The sequence below is a fragment of the Streptomyces sp. NPDC001153 genome (assembly GCF_053598315.1).
On the sequence record NZ_JBSFJZ010000004.1, the window covers coordinates 226,394 to 240,934 of the forward strand.

The 14,541-nt window shown below is 72.3% G+C and carries 11 protein-coding genes; 1 reads left to right on the forward strand and 10 read right to left on the reverse strand.

Annotated elements, in window-relative coordinates; genetic code table 11:
* Positions 1-105 precede the first annotated feature (105 nt).
* The 8 genes from ACWDEN_RS06350 to ACWDEN_RS06385 form a co-directional block, all read right to left on the reverse strand.
* Complete coding sequence (locus tag ACWDEN_RS06350; protein ID WP_351620319.1) at positions 106-345, reverse strand: hypothetical protein; 240 nt, start codon at positions 343-345, stop codon at positions 106-108.
* 273 nt (positions 346-618) lie between these two features.
* Positions 619-1,779, reverse strand: coding sequence for an SUKH-4 family immunity protein (locus tag ACWDEN_RS06355; protein WP_351620316.1), 1,161 nt, complete (start codon positions 1,777-1,779; stop codon positions 619-621).
* A gap of 165 nt (positions 1,780-1,944) precedes the next feature.
* Positions 1,945-4,254, reverse strand: a complete 2,310-nt coding sequence (locus ACWDEN_RS06360) for a xanthine dehydrogenase family protein molybdopterin-binding subunit (protein WP_351620313.1) — start codon at positions 4,252-4,254, stop codon at positions 1,945-1,947.
* Positions 4,251-6,188: a 2Fe-2S iron-sulfur cluster-binding protein gene (locus tag ACWDEN_RS06365; protein WP_450857582.1), complete on the reverse strand. Its 1,938-nt coding sequence runs from the start codon at positions 6,186-6,188 to the stop codon at positions 4,251-4,253. The genes ACWDEN_RS06360 and ACWDEN_RS06365 overlap by 4 nt, the downstream gene beginning before the upstream one ends.
* Positions 6,185-7,078, reverse strand: a complete 894-nt coding sequence (locus tag ACWDEN_RS06370) for an FAD binding domain-containing protein (RefSeq protein WP_351618419.1) — start codon at positions 7,076-7,078, stop codon at positions 6,185-6,187. The genes ACWDEN_RS06365 and ACWDEN_RS06370 overlap by 4 nt, the downstream gene beginning before the upstream one ends.
* A 258-nt stretch (positions 7,079-7,336) precedes the next feature.
* Positions 7,337-9,007, reverse strand: coding sequence for a beta-N-acetylhexosaminidase (locus ACWDEN_RS06375; protein ID WP_351618422.1), 1,671 nt, complete (start codon positions 9,005-9,007; stop codon positions 7,337-7,339).
* 223 nt (positions 9,008-9,230) lie between these two features.
* Positions 9,231-9,509, reverse strand: coding sequence for a DUF3039 domain-containing protein (locus ACWDEN_RS06380; protein ID WP_069780555.1), 279 nt, complete (start codon positions 9,507-9,509; stop codon positions 9,231-9,233).
* A gap of 498 nt (positions 9,510-10,007) precedes the next feature.
* Positions 10,008-10,580 carry a YqgE/AlgH family protein gene (locus tag ACWDEN_RS06385; protein WP_351618428.1) on the reverse strand — a complete coding sequence of 191 codons (573 nt, stop codon included), beginning with the start codon at positions 10,578-10,580 and terminating at the stop codon, positions 10,008-10,010.
* A 280-nt stretch (positions 10,581-10,860) separates the two neighbouring features.
* Here ACWDEN_RS06385 and murA point away from each other — a divergent pair, with 280 nt between their 5' ends.
* On the forward strand, positions 10,861-12,201 hold the full coding sequence (murA, locus tag ACWDEN_RS06390) for a UDP-N-acetylglucosamine 1-carboxyvinyltransferase (RefSeq protein ID WP_450857585.1): 1,341 nt from the start codon (positions 10,861-10,863) through the stop codon (positions 12,199-12,201).
* Between the two features lie 117 nt (positions 12,202-12,318).
* On the opposite strand, the gene ACWDEN_RS06395 is transcribed toward murA, so the two are convergent.
* Together ACWDEN_RS06395 and ACWDEN_RS06400 are read right to left on the reverse strand one after the other, a co-directional pair.
* Complete coding sequence (locus tag ACWDEN_RS06395) at positions 12,319-12,600, reverse strand: HU family DNA-binding protein (protein ID WP_023550134.1); 282 nt, start codon at positions 12,598-12,600, stop codon at positions 12,319-12,321.
* A 393-nt stretch (positions 12,601-12,993) separates the two neighbouring features.
* Positions 12,994-14,409, reverse strand: coding sequence for an NAD-dependent malic enzyme (locus tag ACWDEN_RS06400; RefSeq protein WP_351618434.1), 1,416 nt, complete (start codon positions 14,407-14,409; stop codon positions 12,994-12,996).
* Between the last annotated feature and the right edge of the window lie 132 nt (positions 14,410-14,541).

Consider the following 14,541-nt stretch of genomic DNA (forward strand, 5'->3'; position numbering starts at 1 on the left):
TCAGGGAGGGGGTCCTGCCCCTGTTCCTGACCGCCCTGGGGGTGGGTGGACTTCTTCCATGTGCGGTTGTGTGGTTGATGGACAGGAACTGCCTTCGGTTGCCGGTCAGTTGCAGAAGTTGAGGATGGGGAGGAGACCGTTGCCGCACTGGTTCTCTTCGCCACCGCCACCGCCACCGTGGCCGTAGGCTGGGGCGGCCTTGGCGACGTGCGTGGCAGGCGTCGCGGCCACGGCGGATGTGGCGGTTGCCACCCCCGCCGCACAAGCGATGCCCAGGGCGGCGGTCACCGCGAAGGCTCGCGGCATCAGGGAAACGGTCTTCTTGGGGTGAGGTGCAGTGTTCATGCACTCACCATGCACACCCTCGCCACCAGTTGCCCGCCGAGCGCATCCGAGCGAGTGAGCCACCCCGGGCCGCTCGGAAACGGCAGGGCTCCGTGCCGTCGACGGAGGTACGCGAAGTCCCGGATGCCGTCCAGCCCGGCCGGTTTCTGCGCCGGCCGGGGCGTGGACGGCGAGGAGGCGGCACCCCACGGGTCAACTGCGCGTCGGTGGCCGCGGCTTACGCCGCCCTGAGCGAAAAAGGCCGGGGCGATCGGATGGCGCGGGCGGGCCGGGTCACAGGACGCCGCCCGCCTCGTCCTGGAACAGTTCCGTCCAGTAGTGCCAGTCGGTGCCGGGCACCGTGCCCGTGGGGTCGACGGCCGACAGGGTGTGGATCATCGCCGCGGCCAGCTGGTCGTAGGCCACCGTCGTCAGTTCGTTGGCGAGGTGTTCGTCGATGGTGCGCTCGTGGTGCAGGAGCCAGAGCGTGAAGGCGAGGGTGGAGACGTCGGTGTTGAGGGGATGGAGTGTCGCGTCCGGCTCGCTGAAGGTGAGGACCGCGCCCGTTCTGCCGTCGACCACCAGGCTGTGGTCCTCGACCAGGCGGCCGAGCCGGATCAAGTGGTCGGCGTGGGCGGGGAGTTCGTCCCACGCGCAGACGTCCGCGCCCTCCTCCGTGACGTACTCGCGGAGCGTGGGCAGCGGGACGTCCGTGTCGGTGTGGAAGAGGACCGCCTCCTCCGGCAGCCCGGTCTCGCGCAGGAAGCGGCGGGTCGGCTCGTGCGTGAGCGTGGCGGGGAAGTCGACCTCTTCGAAGCGGACCACCCGGCCGTGCCCGAACTCCTGGTCCAGCAGTCGGGCGGGGACGTCCAGGGTGAGCCCGGAGGTGGTGCCGGGGCCCGCGGCGAGGGCGAGCGGGCGGATCAGGGCCGCCGCCTTCCAGTACGGCGGGACCTCGCCGCCCGCGCCCTCCTCGAAGAGGGAGAGGAGGCGGCGGGTCGCCTCGGCCGCCGTCTCGGGGCCGTACCGGCCCGCGAGGGAGGCGAAACGGCCGCGCAGGCCCGCCAGTTCCTCGGTGGCCGCGGCGAAGCGCAACAGCGTGGCCAGGGAGGGCGCGAAGGGGCGGGGGCGGGAGGGATCGACGAGGTAGGCCGTCGTCAGTTCGCCGGTGCCGCCGTCGAGCAGGATCGACTCGCGGTCCATGCCCGCCGGGTTGAGGAGTTCGCCGATCACCAGCCGGTCCCGCAGCTCGTCCGCCACCCGGAACGGCGCGTCCGTGGCATCGGCGAGCGTGCGCAGGCCGTGCGTGCGCAGCGGGGAGAAGGTCAGCAGGCCGGTGGCCGGGGGCAGCCCGGTGCCGCCGAGCAGGCCGCGCGTCGGCGCGTGCGAGACATACCGGTCCAGCTCCGCCTCGGTCAGCGTGATCGCCGGAACCCCGGCCTCGGTCGTGCTCATCGCTCCCCCGCGATCTTCCCCATGTGCGCCGGCGTGCGTACGTCGTCGGGCAGTCGCCCCCAGCGCTCAGCACATTACGCCGACCCACTGACAACGGCCCGCACCAGCAAGGACGTCGGGCGCCCCGGGCACGTTGCGCGGCGCGAGGCGGTGTCCCCCGCTGCCCTACGGGGCCGTGACCACCGCCGCCTGCGGGCGGATCGGGAGCCGGTTGACCGGGCGGCCGGTGGCCGCGCGGACCGCGGAGGCGACCGCGGCCGGTGCCGTCACGACCGGGACCGCGCTGACGGACTTGGCCCCGAAGGGGGCGACCACGTCCCGTTCCTCGACCAGTCTGACGATCCGGATGTCCGGGGCGTCCAGCGCGGTCGGGAGGGCGTAACCGGTCAGGTCGGGGTGGCGGATCAGGCCGCGCGGGGTGCGCAGGTTCTCGGTGAGCGCGATGCCGACGCCCTGGGTCACGCCCGCCTCGATCCGGGCGGCCAGCTGCGTGGGGTTGAGGACCCGGCCCACGTCCTGGGCGACCGCCAGCTCCACCACCCGTACCGAGCCCAGCTCGATGTCGACGTCCACCACCGCGCGGATCGCGCAGAAGGCCAGGCCCACGAAGGCGTCGCCCTGGCCGGAGGCGTTCAGCGGCTCGGTCGGGTGCGGTCGGCACTGGGCCGTCGCCCACAGCTCCTTGCCGTCCAGCGCCTCGGTGACGGTGGTCGACAGCACGCCGTCGTACGACGTGATCTTTCCGTCGGTGATCTGGAGCAACTCCGTCGACATGCCGAACTTGTGGGCGAGCGGCTGCAGGAGCTGGGTGCGGACCATCTTGGCCGCGCGCTCCACCGCGCCGCCCGACACCCAGGTGTGGCGGCCGCGGCAGCCCGCTCCGGCCGGGGGCTGGTCGGTGTCGACCGGCGCCACGTGGACTTCCTCGATGCCGAGGGTCTCCTGGACGATCTGCCGGGCGAGGGTGGTGAAGCCCTGGCCGGTCTCCACGGCGGCGCAGAGCACGGTCGCGACGCCGTCGTGGACCTTGACCGTCGCCGTGGACACCTCGTCGGCGCCCTCCGCGCCGAGCATGTGCACCATGCCCAGGCCGTAGCCGACGCCCCGGCGCACCGCGCCCGGTTCGCCCGCGCCCTCGGGGCCGCCGGGCAGCAGCCACTCCTCCTCGGGCGTGTCCTTGGGCAGGGCCGGGAGCGGGAAGTCCCGGACCGCCTGGAGCAGTTCGGCGACCGGTGCGGGGCAGGTCACCGTCTGGCCGATCGGGAGGACGTCGCCCGTCGCGAGGGCGTTGCGCAGGCGCAGCTCGGCCGGGTCCAGGCCCAGCTTCTTGGCCAGCTTGTCCATCTGGGCCTCGTAGGCGGCGCACACCTGCATCGCGCCCTCGCCGCGCACATGGCCGGAGGGCGGGTTGTTGGTGCGTACGGCCCAGCCCTCGATGAAGGCGTTCGGGACGACGTACGGGCCGCACGCGAAGGAGACGGCGGCGGCCAGGGCGTCGGACGAGGTGTCGGCGTACGCGCCCGCGTCCAGCAGGATCTGCGCCTCCACCTTCACCAGCTTGCCCTCGGCGTCCGCGTGGTGGCGGTACCTGAGCAGCGTCGGATGGCGGTGGGTGTGGCCGAGGAAGGACTCCTCGCGGGTCGCGGTGAGCTTCACCGGGCAGCCGGTCTTCAGGGCGAGCAGGCCGAGCGGGAGCTGGAAGCCCTGGTCCTCGCGGTCGGCGGTGGCGCCCGGCACCCCGGTGACGACGATCTTCACCCGATCCGGGGACAGGCCGTAGCAGGCCGCGGCGGTGTTGCGGTCGGTGTGCGGGTCGGTGGAGGCCAGGTACAGCTCCACGCCGCCGTCGGGCCGCGGCACGGCGAGGCCCGCCTCGGCGCCGATCGGGGCCGGGTCCTGGCGCCCTATGCGGTACTGGCCCTCCACGACGACCTCGCCGACCGCCTCCGGGTCGCCGTGCCTGAGCGGGATGTGCCGGATCAGGTTGCCGTCGGGGTGCAGCGGCTCGGCCTCGAAGGCCTGCTCGGGGTCGGTGACCGGGTCGAGTACTTCGTACTCGACGATGACGGCCGCCGCGGCCATCCGCGCGGTGTCCGGATGGTCGGCGGCGACGGCCGCGATGGGCTCGCCGTGGTGCCGTACGACCTCGGAGGCGAACACCGGACGGTCGGGGGTGCCCCGGCCGTGGCGCGGGGTGCCGGGCACGTCCTCGTGCGTGACGACGGCCCGTACGCCGGGCATCTCGCGCGCGTGGCTGGTGTCGATGGACACGATGCGCGCGTGCGCGTGCGGGGAGCGCAGGACGGCCGCCCAGAGCAGGCCCTCGGCCCACAGGTCGGCGGCGTACGGGAAGGTGCCCTCGGTCTTGGCGCGGGCGTCGGCGTGCGGCAGGGAGGCGCCGATGCCGTGCGGCAGTGCCTCGGCCTCGGGGGCGGGTTCCGCGGCGGTGGTCGCCGTGGCGGCTTCGTTGCTCACGCCTGGCCTCCGTCCTGGCCGTAGTGCGGGTCGTGCGGGCCGTGCGGTCCCGGGGTGCCGTGCGGCGGTGTGCCGTACGGGTCGGGCGTGCCGTACGCCGGCGTGTCGCCGTAGCCGCCGGGAGCGGCATGCGGCGTGGCGAACGCGCCCGGCGCCTCGAACGCCGACGGATTGACCCCGCCGGCACCCGGGCCCGCCTGATGGGGAATACGGGCCTCGTCCGCGTCCGTCTCGACGTCCACGGCGTGCGCGGCCTCGCGTTCGGCGACGACCTCCTTGACGGCGTCCAGGACGCCCCGGTAGCCGGAGCAGCGGCACAGGTTGCCGCACAGAGCCTGCCGGGTCTCCAGCTCGGTCGGCGCGGGGTTGCCCTCCAGCAGGTCGTGCACGGTCATCGCCATGCCGGGCACGCAGAAACCGCACTGCACGGCACCGCACCGGGCGAGCGCGCGCTGCACGTCGGAGGGCTGTCCGTCGCCGGCCAGGCCCTCGACCGTACGCACCTCGCTGCCGGCGGCGGTGACCGCCGGGACCAGGCAGGAGGCGACCAGACGGCCGTCGACCTGGACGTTGCAGGCCCCGCACTCGCCCTGCGAGCAGCCGTCCTTGGCGCCCGCGAGCCCGAGGCGCTCCCGCAGGACGTACAGCAGCGACTCGCCGATCCAGGCGTCGGTGACGGGCCGGTCGACGCCGTTGACGCGCAGGACGTAGGAGGCCAGCGGGTGGTCGTCGGGCGGCGCGAGAGGGGCGGTGTGCTCCGCGTGTCCCTCGGCGGCGGCCTCCTGCGCCGGGGGCGCGGTGTCCTCGGTGGCGTCCCCGGGCGCGTCGTCCGTCCCGGGCGCGGCCGCCACGGCGGCCTCGGGTGCGTCGGCGGCGTCGTCCTGTACGGCTGCGGGGGCCGGGGTGAGGCTCGTGGGCGTCCTGGGCCCTGTGGCCGCCTGTGGGGCCCCGTCGGGGGTCGTGCGACTCTGGGGACCCTCGTGGCCTGCTGGGCGGTCTGCGGGGCGCTCAGGGGCCTTCGCGGGGCCGTGGCCGTCCGTGTCCGGTCCCGGTCCGCGTCCCGCCGCCGACTCGGCCCGCTGCTGCGGGAACGCGGTCGGTGCGCCGGGCCGCGCCGGCTCCGCGGACTCGCCGAACCCGGCGGGCTCGGCCGGCTCACCGGAGTCGTGCGTGCCGGGGTGGCCGGCCTCGGCGCGGCGGCCGTCGCCGTGACCGTTCGGCCGGTGCCCGGCACCCCCGTGCCCGGGCTCTCCTGCCCCGGTCTCCTCGCGAGCGGCCGGGGCGTGCTCGGCCGGGGCCTGCCCGTACCGCTCGTCCGGTGCGGGTGCGTAGCCCGGTGCCGCGTCGGCGTGGTCGGGCAGGCCGGTGGGGCCGGGCTCGGCGGGCCGGTCCCAGGGGCGGGCCGCCTCCTCCGTCGCCCAGGGCGCGGGCGCACCGCCGGGCAGGGTGGCCGGCGGGGTGCCGCCCCACTGCTCGACCAGGGACGATGTGGTGAACTCGCCCGATTCGTCCGGAAGGTCGCCACCGGCGACCGGGATCGACCACTGCCCGGTGACGTCGTGCCCGGGAGCGGCCGGTGCCGCGGGCTCCTCGAAGGTCCAGTGCTGGGTGGCGCCGGGGTTGTAGGTGAACCGGTCGTCCGCTGCCTGCGTCCGGGGCAGGGCGTTCGGGTCGGGCCACTCGGTGCCGCCCGCGGGCGCGGTCCAGGTGCCGGTCGCGGCGGGGTCACCGGTGCCGGGGGCGACCGCTATCGGCGGCGGCACATAGCCGTGACCCGGCGCGGCCAGCGGGCTGTCGCCGGACAGCAGGGCGTCGATGCCGCCCTCGGGGAGCTTCACGAAGGCGGTGGCGCCGTCGTCGTAGTCGCCCTGGGGCAGCGGGTCCCAGCGTCCACCGCCCCGGGGCGTGCCCTCTCCGTGCTGGTCGTCGGTCACGACAGCGCCCTCCCCAGTGCTCGTCGGGCCAGTGCGGCGACGGTGCGCCGCAGGTGCAGTACGGCGGGCGGAAGCGGGGCCACCGAGCCGTCGGGCTCCGGCGCCGGGTCCGGGATGCAGGCGGCGGCGACGTACTCGCCGAAGGCGTTCAGGGCCTCCGGGACGAGCGCGCGGTCGTTGTCCCAGTCGATCAGCTGGGCGACCCACTGCTCGGCCTCAAGGGGCCTGAGCGGCATCGGCGCTATGGCACCGACGGCGCACCGCACTCCGCGCCGGGCGGGGTCGAGGACCAGGGCCACGGAGGCCAGCGCGCGGCCCGGGCCGGTGCGTCCGGTCGCCTTCAGGAAGACCTGCGGGGCGTGCAGCAGCGGCACGCGCACGTAGCCGATGAGTTCGCCGCCGCGCAGCATCTCCATGCCGGCCAGCAGGTGCGACACCGGGACCTCCCGGCGGGCTCCGCCCGGGCCGGCGATGATCAGCGTCGCCTCCAGGGCGGCCAGCACCGGCAGCGCGTCCCCGGTGGGGGCGGCCGAGGCGATGTTGCCGCCCAGGGTGCCCGCGTTGCGGATGTGCGGCGGACCCGCGGCGCGCGCGGCGGCGGCCAGCGCCGGGATCAGGGCCGCGAAGTCGGGGCGGCCCATGCGTGCGTGCGTGAGGCCCGCGCCGAGCAGCGCGTGGCCGTCCTGGTACTGCCAGCCGCGGATCTCGCTGATCCGCCCGAGCCCCACCAGGGCGGCGGGCCTGAGCTGGCCGGAGTTGACGGCGGCCATCAGGTCGGTGCCGCCCGCGACGGGCACGGCGGTGGGCATGGCCCCGAGGGCCGCCACGGCCTCGTCCAGCGTCGTGGGCAGCGTGACGGCCTGCTCCGCCTGCGGTGCGTGCGTGGTCAAACCGGCTGCCCCTTCCCGCTGCCCCACCTGGTCCCACCTGTGTGGCCGTACGGTACGTGCTCACAGGGCGGACGTGGCAACTCTGGCACATCTTCGCAAGGCGCGAAGACGGGGGTCCCTTAGGAGGCATTCGCCCACCTCATCGCGGAGATGGTCCGTTTTCTCACGGCATCACCGGTGCGCACCGATTGACACTCTTCGGTGACCCTTGGCGCTGTTTTCCGGCACTTGTTCGACAGGATCGGCCGGACCGGGCGCTCACCTGTTCGGCGGCGGTCCCTCGATCGGGCGACCGGGCACACCGGGGCGTTTCTGCCACGGCCGGGGTCCGGTGGGCGGCCGGTAGGCGACGCCGAGGGCGTCAAGTCGCGCGTAATGGGCGGTCATACGGCGTTCGAAGCCGGCGAAGTCCCGTTCCGCGGGGGCGGGCAGCCGGCTCCAGGCCACCTCGGCGAAGGCCGCGAGCCGGGGGAAGGTCTGGTAGTCCACGCGCGCGGTGTCCTCCAGCACCTCGGTCCAGACGTTGGCCTGAGTGCCCAGCACATGCCGGGCCTCGTCCTCGGTGAGCCCGTCCGGGACGGGTTCGAACCGGTAGACGTCCTCCAGGGTGCGCACGAAGCCGATCGGCACCGGTTCGTCCTCGCCCGGGGCCTGACGGTGGTCCAGATACACGTACTGTTCGGGGCACATGACGACGTCATGGCCGGCCCGCGCGGCCGCGATCCCGCCACCGTAACCGCGCCAGGACGACACCGCGGCGCCCTTCGCCAGTCCGCCCTCGAGGATCTCGTCCCAGCCGATGAGCCGGCGCCCGCGTGCGGTGAGCCAGGCGTCGAAGTGCCCGATGAACCACGACTGCAGTTCGTCCTCGTCGGCGAGGGCGAGTTCCGCGATGCGGGACTTGGCCGTCACCGAGTCCGTCCACTGCTCCTTGCGGCACTCGTCGCCGCCGACATGGACGAACCGGGAGGGGAACAGCTCCAGGACCTCCTCGAACACCCCCTCGTAGAAGCGCAGGGTGGTGTCGGTGGGGGCGAGTACGTTGGCGGAGATCCCCCAGTTGTCCCAGACGGTGAGGGCGGTGGTGTCGATGACGTCGGTGTTGCCGAGTTCCGGGTACGCGGCGATGGCGGCCTGCGAATGGCCCGGTACGTCGATTTCCGGGACGACGGTGATATGCCGCTCGGCGGCATAGGCGACGATCTCCCGGATGTCGTCCTGGGTGTAGTAACCACCGTGCGGTTTCTCCTCCCACAGCGGGGAGGCCCGGTGACCGAATTTCGACCGCGTCCGCCAGGAGGCGGTTTCGGTCAGCTTCGGATACCGCTTGATCTCGATCCGCCAGCCCTGGTCGTCGGTCAGATGAAAATGGAAAACGTTGAGTTTGTGGGCGGCCATCAGGTCGAGATAGCGCAGCACGCCTTCCTTCGGCATGAAGTGCCGTGCCACGTCGAGAAGTAGACCGCGCCAGCCGAAACGCGGTGCGTCGCGGATGGTGACGGCCGGGAACTCCCACTCGGTCCGGCCGGTGACGGGGGCACGCCGGAAGGCCTCCGGGCCGAGCAGTTGACGGAAGGTCTGGGCGCCCCAGAACAGGCCGGCCTCGCTGGCGCCGTCGATACAGATGAGATAGCCGTCGGCGCACAGCTGATAGGCCTCGGGGCTGCCGAGTCCGTCCTCGAGTGCGGGGTTGATCCGCAGCAGGATGCGGGAGCCGCTGTCGCGGTGCGGGGCCAGGGGCAGTCCGGTGGCCGCGCCGACGGTCGTCCGCAGCCAGCGTGCGACCCGCTCGGTGCCCTCGGTGGCGTCGATCTCGGTGTCCGCGTCGATGACGAATCCGGTGCCGCCGCCGGGCAGCGAGGCCGACACGCCGGCCGGCGCGGGGATCAGCGCCGCATCCGGTTCCGGGAAGAGGGGTGTGTCGCTCATGCCGCCCGTCGCACCTCCGCCAGGCGTTGCACAGAGTGCAACGGCCGTTCCACTGCGTACAACTGTGACGGAGGCTACAGGTCTCGACCACTCATGGCCAGAGACCACTCATGACCTCGTGACCAGAGCACACTCACGGCCGGAGACCACTCACGCCCGGAGAACGCGAAGACCCCGGCATGCGCGCAGGCACACCGGGGGCCTCCCGTACGCGGACGGACCCCTACTTGTCGCCGCCCTTGTCCTCGCCGCCGCTGCCCATGGACTCGTAGATCTCCTTGCACATGGGGCACACGGGGTACTTCTTCGGGTCGCGGCCCGGCACCCAGACCTTGCCGCACAGCGCCACGACGGGGGTGCCGTCGAGGGCGCTCGCCATGATCTTGTCCTTCTGGACGTAGTGGGCGAAGCGCTCGTGGTCACCGTCGCCGTGGGACACCTGCGGCGTCGGCTCTACGAGGGTCCCCGTACCAGTCCCGCGCTCGGGCTCGAGAGTGCTCATAGAGCCCAGGGTAATCAACCGCCCGGGGCTGCGGGCCCAGGGCTTGCGCAACGATCATCACTGGCTGTGAGACGCCGTTTGCGTCCAGTCCCGTCCGGACACTTCGCGGGCAGGTCAGGGGCGGTTGACTGCGCCCCGCGTCGCCACAACGCCCACGCTCTGGCGCGGATGTTGCGGGAGCTGTTCCGATCCGCGTGATCAACGAATCCGCAGGACCGACGCACGAAGCGGGCCTGCGAGACCCGGCCGTCGCGCGGGCGCGGCAGTGGACGCCACGTCCTTCACCCGTCCCGCCACCGTCCAGATCGACACCCGGCGCTCGGGGATCCGCCAGGACAGCATCCGGTCGTCGTACGGCTGCGCCCCCTCCGGTCGGAGAGCAATCGGCTTCTCCAGAGCCCGCCGATACCGCTTTCATCGAAGACGGCCCCGGTCGAAAGGGCAGGCGATCACTCGAACGAGTGATCCACGCTCGCGGACCTCACGTCCACGCACGCATCAGTTGAGCGACGGGTCGTCCGGATACGTGGCCACCATCGCCAGCTCGTTGCGCTGGCGGCGCAGCACCTCGCGCCAGAGTCTCTCCGGGGCCGGCGAGGAGACGTCCCCGGGTTCCGACTCGACCACGTACCAGGCCCCCTCGATCAGCTCGTCCTCCAGCTGGCCGGGGCCCCAGCCGGCGTATCCGGCGAAGATCCGCAGGGAGCCGAGGGCAGAGGCGAGCAGTTCCGGCGGGGCCTCCAGGTCGACCAGACCGATCGCGCCGTGCACCCGGCGCCAGCCGAGCGGGGCGAGGTCGCCGTTCGCGCCGCCCGGGATGACCGCGACGCCCAGCGCCGAGTCCAGCGAGACGGGGCCGCCCTGGAAGACCACGCCGGGCTCGCCGGTGAGGCCGGCCCAGCCTTCCAGGATGTCGCCCACGTCCACCGGGGTGGGGCGATTGAGGACGACACCGAGGGAACCCTCCTCGTCGTGGTCGAGAAGGAGCACCACCGCGCGGTCGAAGTTCGGGTCCGCCAGGGCGGGAGTGGCCACGAGCAGCCGCCCTGTGAGCGAGGACACCTCGGTCATGCCAGACATGATCCCGCATCTTCCCCTTCGGTGGGGAGCCAATCGGGGTGCGGGAGTGAACGCAGCTCAGGGAGCACGGAAGCGCCCCGGGCGCACTCCCCGGGAACCGGTGACCCCATGTGTCCGGTGGCGCACGGTTCGTGTTGTGACACAGATATGACGTTGCTGGGCGGTCCATGGGCTTACGGACGGGGGGTGATCGGCGATTACCCTGTCTCTCCCGGCCCCCGCGCAACAGTGATCGGCCGCCCCCTGACCCACTCATCGGAACGCGAGATACATGACCGTCAACGACGATGTCCTGCTTGTCCACGGCGGAACCCCGCTGGAGGGCGAGATCCGTGTCCGCGGTGCGAAGAACCTCGTACCGAAGGCCATGGTCGCCGCCCTGCTGGGCAGCGCGCCGAGCCGCCTGCGCAACGTTCCCGACATCCGTGACGTGCGGGTCGTCCGCGGCCTGCTGCAGCTGCATGGGGTGACGGTCCGCCCGGGCGAGGAGCCCGGCGAGCTGGTGATGGACCCGACGCACGTCGAGAGCGCCAATGTCGCTGACATCGATGCCCACGCGGGTTCCAGCCGTATCCCGATCCTGTTCTGCGGCCCTCTCCTCCACCGTCTCGGTCACGCGTTCATCCCCGGTCTCGGCGGCTGTGACATCGGCGGCCGGCCCATCGACTTCCACTTCGACGTGCTGCGGCAGTTCGGCGCGACCATCGAGAAGCGCGCGGACGGCCAGTACCTGGAGGCGCCGAAGGGCCTGCGGGGTACCAAGATCCGGCTGCCGTACCCGTCCGTCGGCGCGACCGAGCAGGTGCTGCTGACGGCCGTACTCGCCGAGGGCGTAACGGAGTTGTCCAACGCGGCCGTCGAGCCGGAGATCGAGGACCTCATCTGCGTGCTGCAGAAGATGGGCGCGATCATCGCGATGGACACCGACCGCACGATCCGCATCACCGGTGTGGAGCGGCTCGGCGGTTACGCCCACCGCGCCCTCCCGGACCGCCTGGAGGCCGCCTCCTGGGCTTCCGCCGCGCTCGCGACCAACGGCAACATCTACGTCCGCGGCGCCCAGCAGCGGTCGATGATGACGTTCCTGAACACCTACCGGAAGGTGGGCGGCGCCTTCGAGATCGACGACGAGGGCATCCGTTTCTGGCATCCCGGTGGGCAGTTGAAGTCCATCGCGCTGGAGACGGACGTGCACCCCGGTTTCCAGACCGACTGGCAGCAGCCGCTGGTGGTCGCGCTGACCCAGGCCACGGGCCTGTCCATCATCCACGAGACGGTCTACGAGTCCCGTCTGGGCTTCACCTCGGCCCTCAACCAGATGGGCGCCCACATCCAGCTCTACCGCGAGTGCCTGGGCGGCTCCGACTGCCGCTTCGGCCAGCGCAACTTCCTGCACTCCGCGGTCGTCTCGGGACCCACCAGGCTGCAGGGCGCCGACCTGGTCATCCCCGACCTGCGCGGCGGCTTCTCGTACCTCATCGCGGCCCTGGCGGCCGAGGGCACGTCCCGTGTCCACGGCATCGACCTCATCAACCGCGGCTACGAGAACTTCATGGAGAAGCTCGTGGAGCTGGGCGCGAAGGTCGAGCTGCCGGGCAAGGCGCTCGGCTGACGGGTTCTGGCGCCGTACGACGAAGGGGCGGCCCTCCGGTGAAGGAGGGCCGCCCCTTTGACGTCATCGTGCGTCAGAACGCACCGTACGTCGTCCCGTGACGTACGAACGACAAGGTCACTTGCCCTTGGCGGCTTCCTTCAGCTTGCTGCCCGCGGTGACCTTCACGCTGTAGCCGGCGGGAATGTTGATCGGCTCGCCGGTCTGCGGGTTGCGCGCGGTGCGAGCGGCACGGTGGGTGCGCTCAAAGGTCAGGAAGCCGGGGATGGTGACCTTCTCGTCGCCCTTGGCGACGATCTCGCCGACGGTCTCGGCGAACGCGGCCAGCACGGCGTCGGCGTCCTTGCGGGTCACCTCGGCGCGGTCGGCCAGCGCGGCCACCAGCTCACTGCGGTTCATGTTGTTACTCCCGTGTATTTCTTGCCGTTGGGGTGTGCCACGCGACGGATCCGCCCGAGGCACTGCGATGCCGATGCGCTCGCGCCCAGGGACGCATCCTGCCCCTACCTGCGGCGGTAAAGCCAATCCGGCACCCGTAGGAGTCGTGAGAACACCCTGGGGAGTCACACGAAAAGCGCCTGCTCGGCGTCACCCTAGAGTGCGCCCGGCATCGGCTGGTTCCACGACGCGCCGGTGCGGCGGCCGCCGTGGTGATCCTCACAGCCTCTGCACAGTACGGCACGCCGTCACCGGGCCGACGCCCGGCCGCCGCTTTTCCTTCACCCGGGCGGAGCCGGCGGCGCCCGGACCGCGGCCCCGGCCCGCCGTCCCGGCCGGGGCGAGCCGCTGTGCCTAGGCCGTGGCCCCGGCCGCCTTCGCGGCCTCGCGGACCGCGCCGGCGACGGCGCCCGCGACCTTGTCGTTGAAGACGCTCGGGATGATGTAGTTCGGGTTCAGCTCGTCCTGTCCGACCACGTCGGCGAGGGCCTTCGCGGCGGCCAGCATCATCTCGGTGTTGACGGTGCGGGACTGGGCGTCCAGCAGGCCGCGGAAGACGCCCGGGAAGACCAGCACGTTGTTGATCTGGTTCGGGAAGTCGGAGCGGCCGGTGGCCACAACGGCCGCCGTCTGACGGGCGATTGCGGGGTCCACCTCGGGGTCGGGGTTCGCGAGCGCGAACACGATGGCGCCGTCGGCCATGGCGGCCACGTCGTCGCCGTCGAGGACGTTCGGGGCGGAGACGCCGATGAACACGTCGGCGTCGCGCACGGCCTCCTTGAGGGTGCCGGTGAGGCCCTCGGGGTTGGTGTTGTCGGCGATCCAGCGCAGCGGCGAGTCGGCCGGGGCGTTCACCAGGTCCTCGCGGCCGGAGTGGACGACACCGTGGATGTCGGCGACGACGGCGTTCTTCACGCCCGCGGCGAGCAGCAGCTTGAGGATGGCCGTACCGGCCGCGCCGGCGCCGGACATCACGACCCGGATGTTCTCGATGGCCTTGTCGGTGACGCGCAGGGCGTTGGTCAGGGCGGCGAGGACGACGATGGCGGTGCCGTGCTGGTCGTCGTGGAAGACGGGGATGTCGAGGGCCTCGCGCAGCCGGGCCTCGATCTCGAAGCAGCGCGGCGCGGAGATGTCCTCCAGGTTGATGCCGGCGAACCCGGGGGCGATCGCCTTGACGATCTCCACGATCGCGTCGCTGTCCTGGGTGTCCAGGCAGATCGGCCAGGCGTCGATACCGGCGAAGCGCTTGAAGAGGGCCGCCTTGCCCTCCATGACGGGCAGGGCCGCCTTGGGGCCGATGTTGCCGAGGCCCAGCACGGCGGAGCCGTCCGTCACGACCGCAACGGAGTTGCGCTTGATGGTGAGGCGGCGGGCGTCCTCGGGGTTCTCGGCGATCGCCATGCAGACGCGGGCCACACCCGGCGTGTAGACCATGGACAGGTCGTCACGGTTGCGGATGGGGTGTTTCGACGCCATCTCGATCTTGCCGCCGAGGTGCATCAGGAACGTACGGTCGGAGACCTTGCCGAGGGTGACGCCCTCGATCCCGCGCAGCTTCTCGACGATCTCCTCGGCGTGGGCCGTGGAGGTGGCCGCGATGGTGACGTCGATACGGAGCTTCTCGTGGCCGGACGCGGTGACGTCGAGGCCGGTCACCGAGCCTCCGGAGGACTCCACCGCGGTGGTGAGCTGCGAGACGGCGGTTCCGCTCGCGGGCACCTCCAGCCGGATGGTCATCGAGTAGGAGACGCTGGGCGCCGTTGCCATGGCCGACTTCCTCTGCTTTCACCGTGTCGCGAGTTGTGCCGTCCGATCGTCGCACCTACCGCGGAGTACGCGGTAGTCGCCCTGGATTGCGGACGTTGTGTTCATGAGCGGTGCCTGCTTGATGCCTGGTTT

Bases quoted from the DNA above. Each gene is read 5' to 3' on its own strand.
- ACWDEN_RS06350 (WP_351620319.1), bottom strand. From the start codon at position 345: ATGAACACTGCACCTCACCCCAAGAAGACCGTTTCCCTGATGCCGCGA.
- ACWDEN_RS06355 (WP_351620316.1), bottom strand. From the start codon at position 1,779: ATGAGCACGACCGAGGCCGGGGTTCCGGCGATCACGCTGACCGAGGCG.
- ACWDEN_RS06375 (WP_351618422.1), bottom strand. From the start codon at position 9,007: ATGAGCGACACACCCCTCTTCCCGGAACCGGATGCGGCGCTGATCCCC.
- ACWDEN_RS06380 (WP_069780555.1), bottom strand. From the start codon at position 9,509: ATGAGCACTCTCGAGCCCGAGCGCGGGACTGGTACGGGGACCCTCGTA.
- ACWDEN_RS06385 (WP_351618428.1), bottom strand. From the start codon at position 10,580: ATGACCGAGGTGTCCTCGCTCACAGGGCGGCTGCTCGTGGCCACTCCC.
- murA (WP_450857585.1), top strand. From the start codon at position 10,861: ATGACCGTCAACGACGATGTCCTGCTTGTCCACGGCGGAACCCCGCTG.
- ACWDEN_RS06395 (WP_023550134.1), bottom strand. From the start codon at position 12,600: ATGAACCGCAGTGAGCTGGTGGCCGCGCTGGCCGACCGCGCCGAGGTG.
- ACWDEN_RS06400 (WP_351618434.1), bottom strand. From the start codon at position 14,409: ATGGCAACGGCGCCCAGCGTCTCCTACTCGATGACCATCCGGCTGGAG.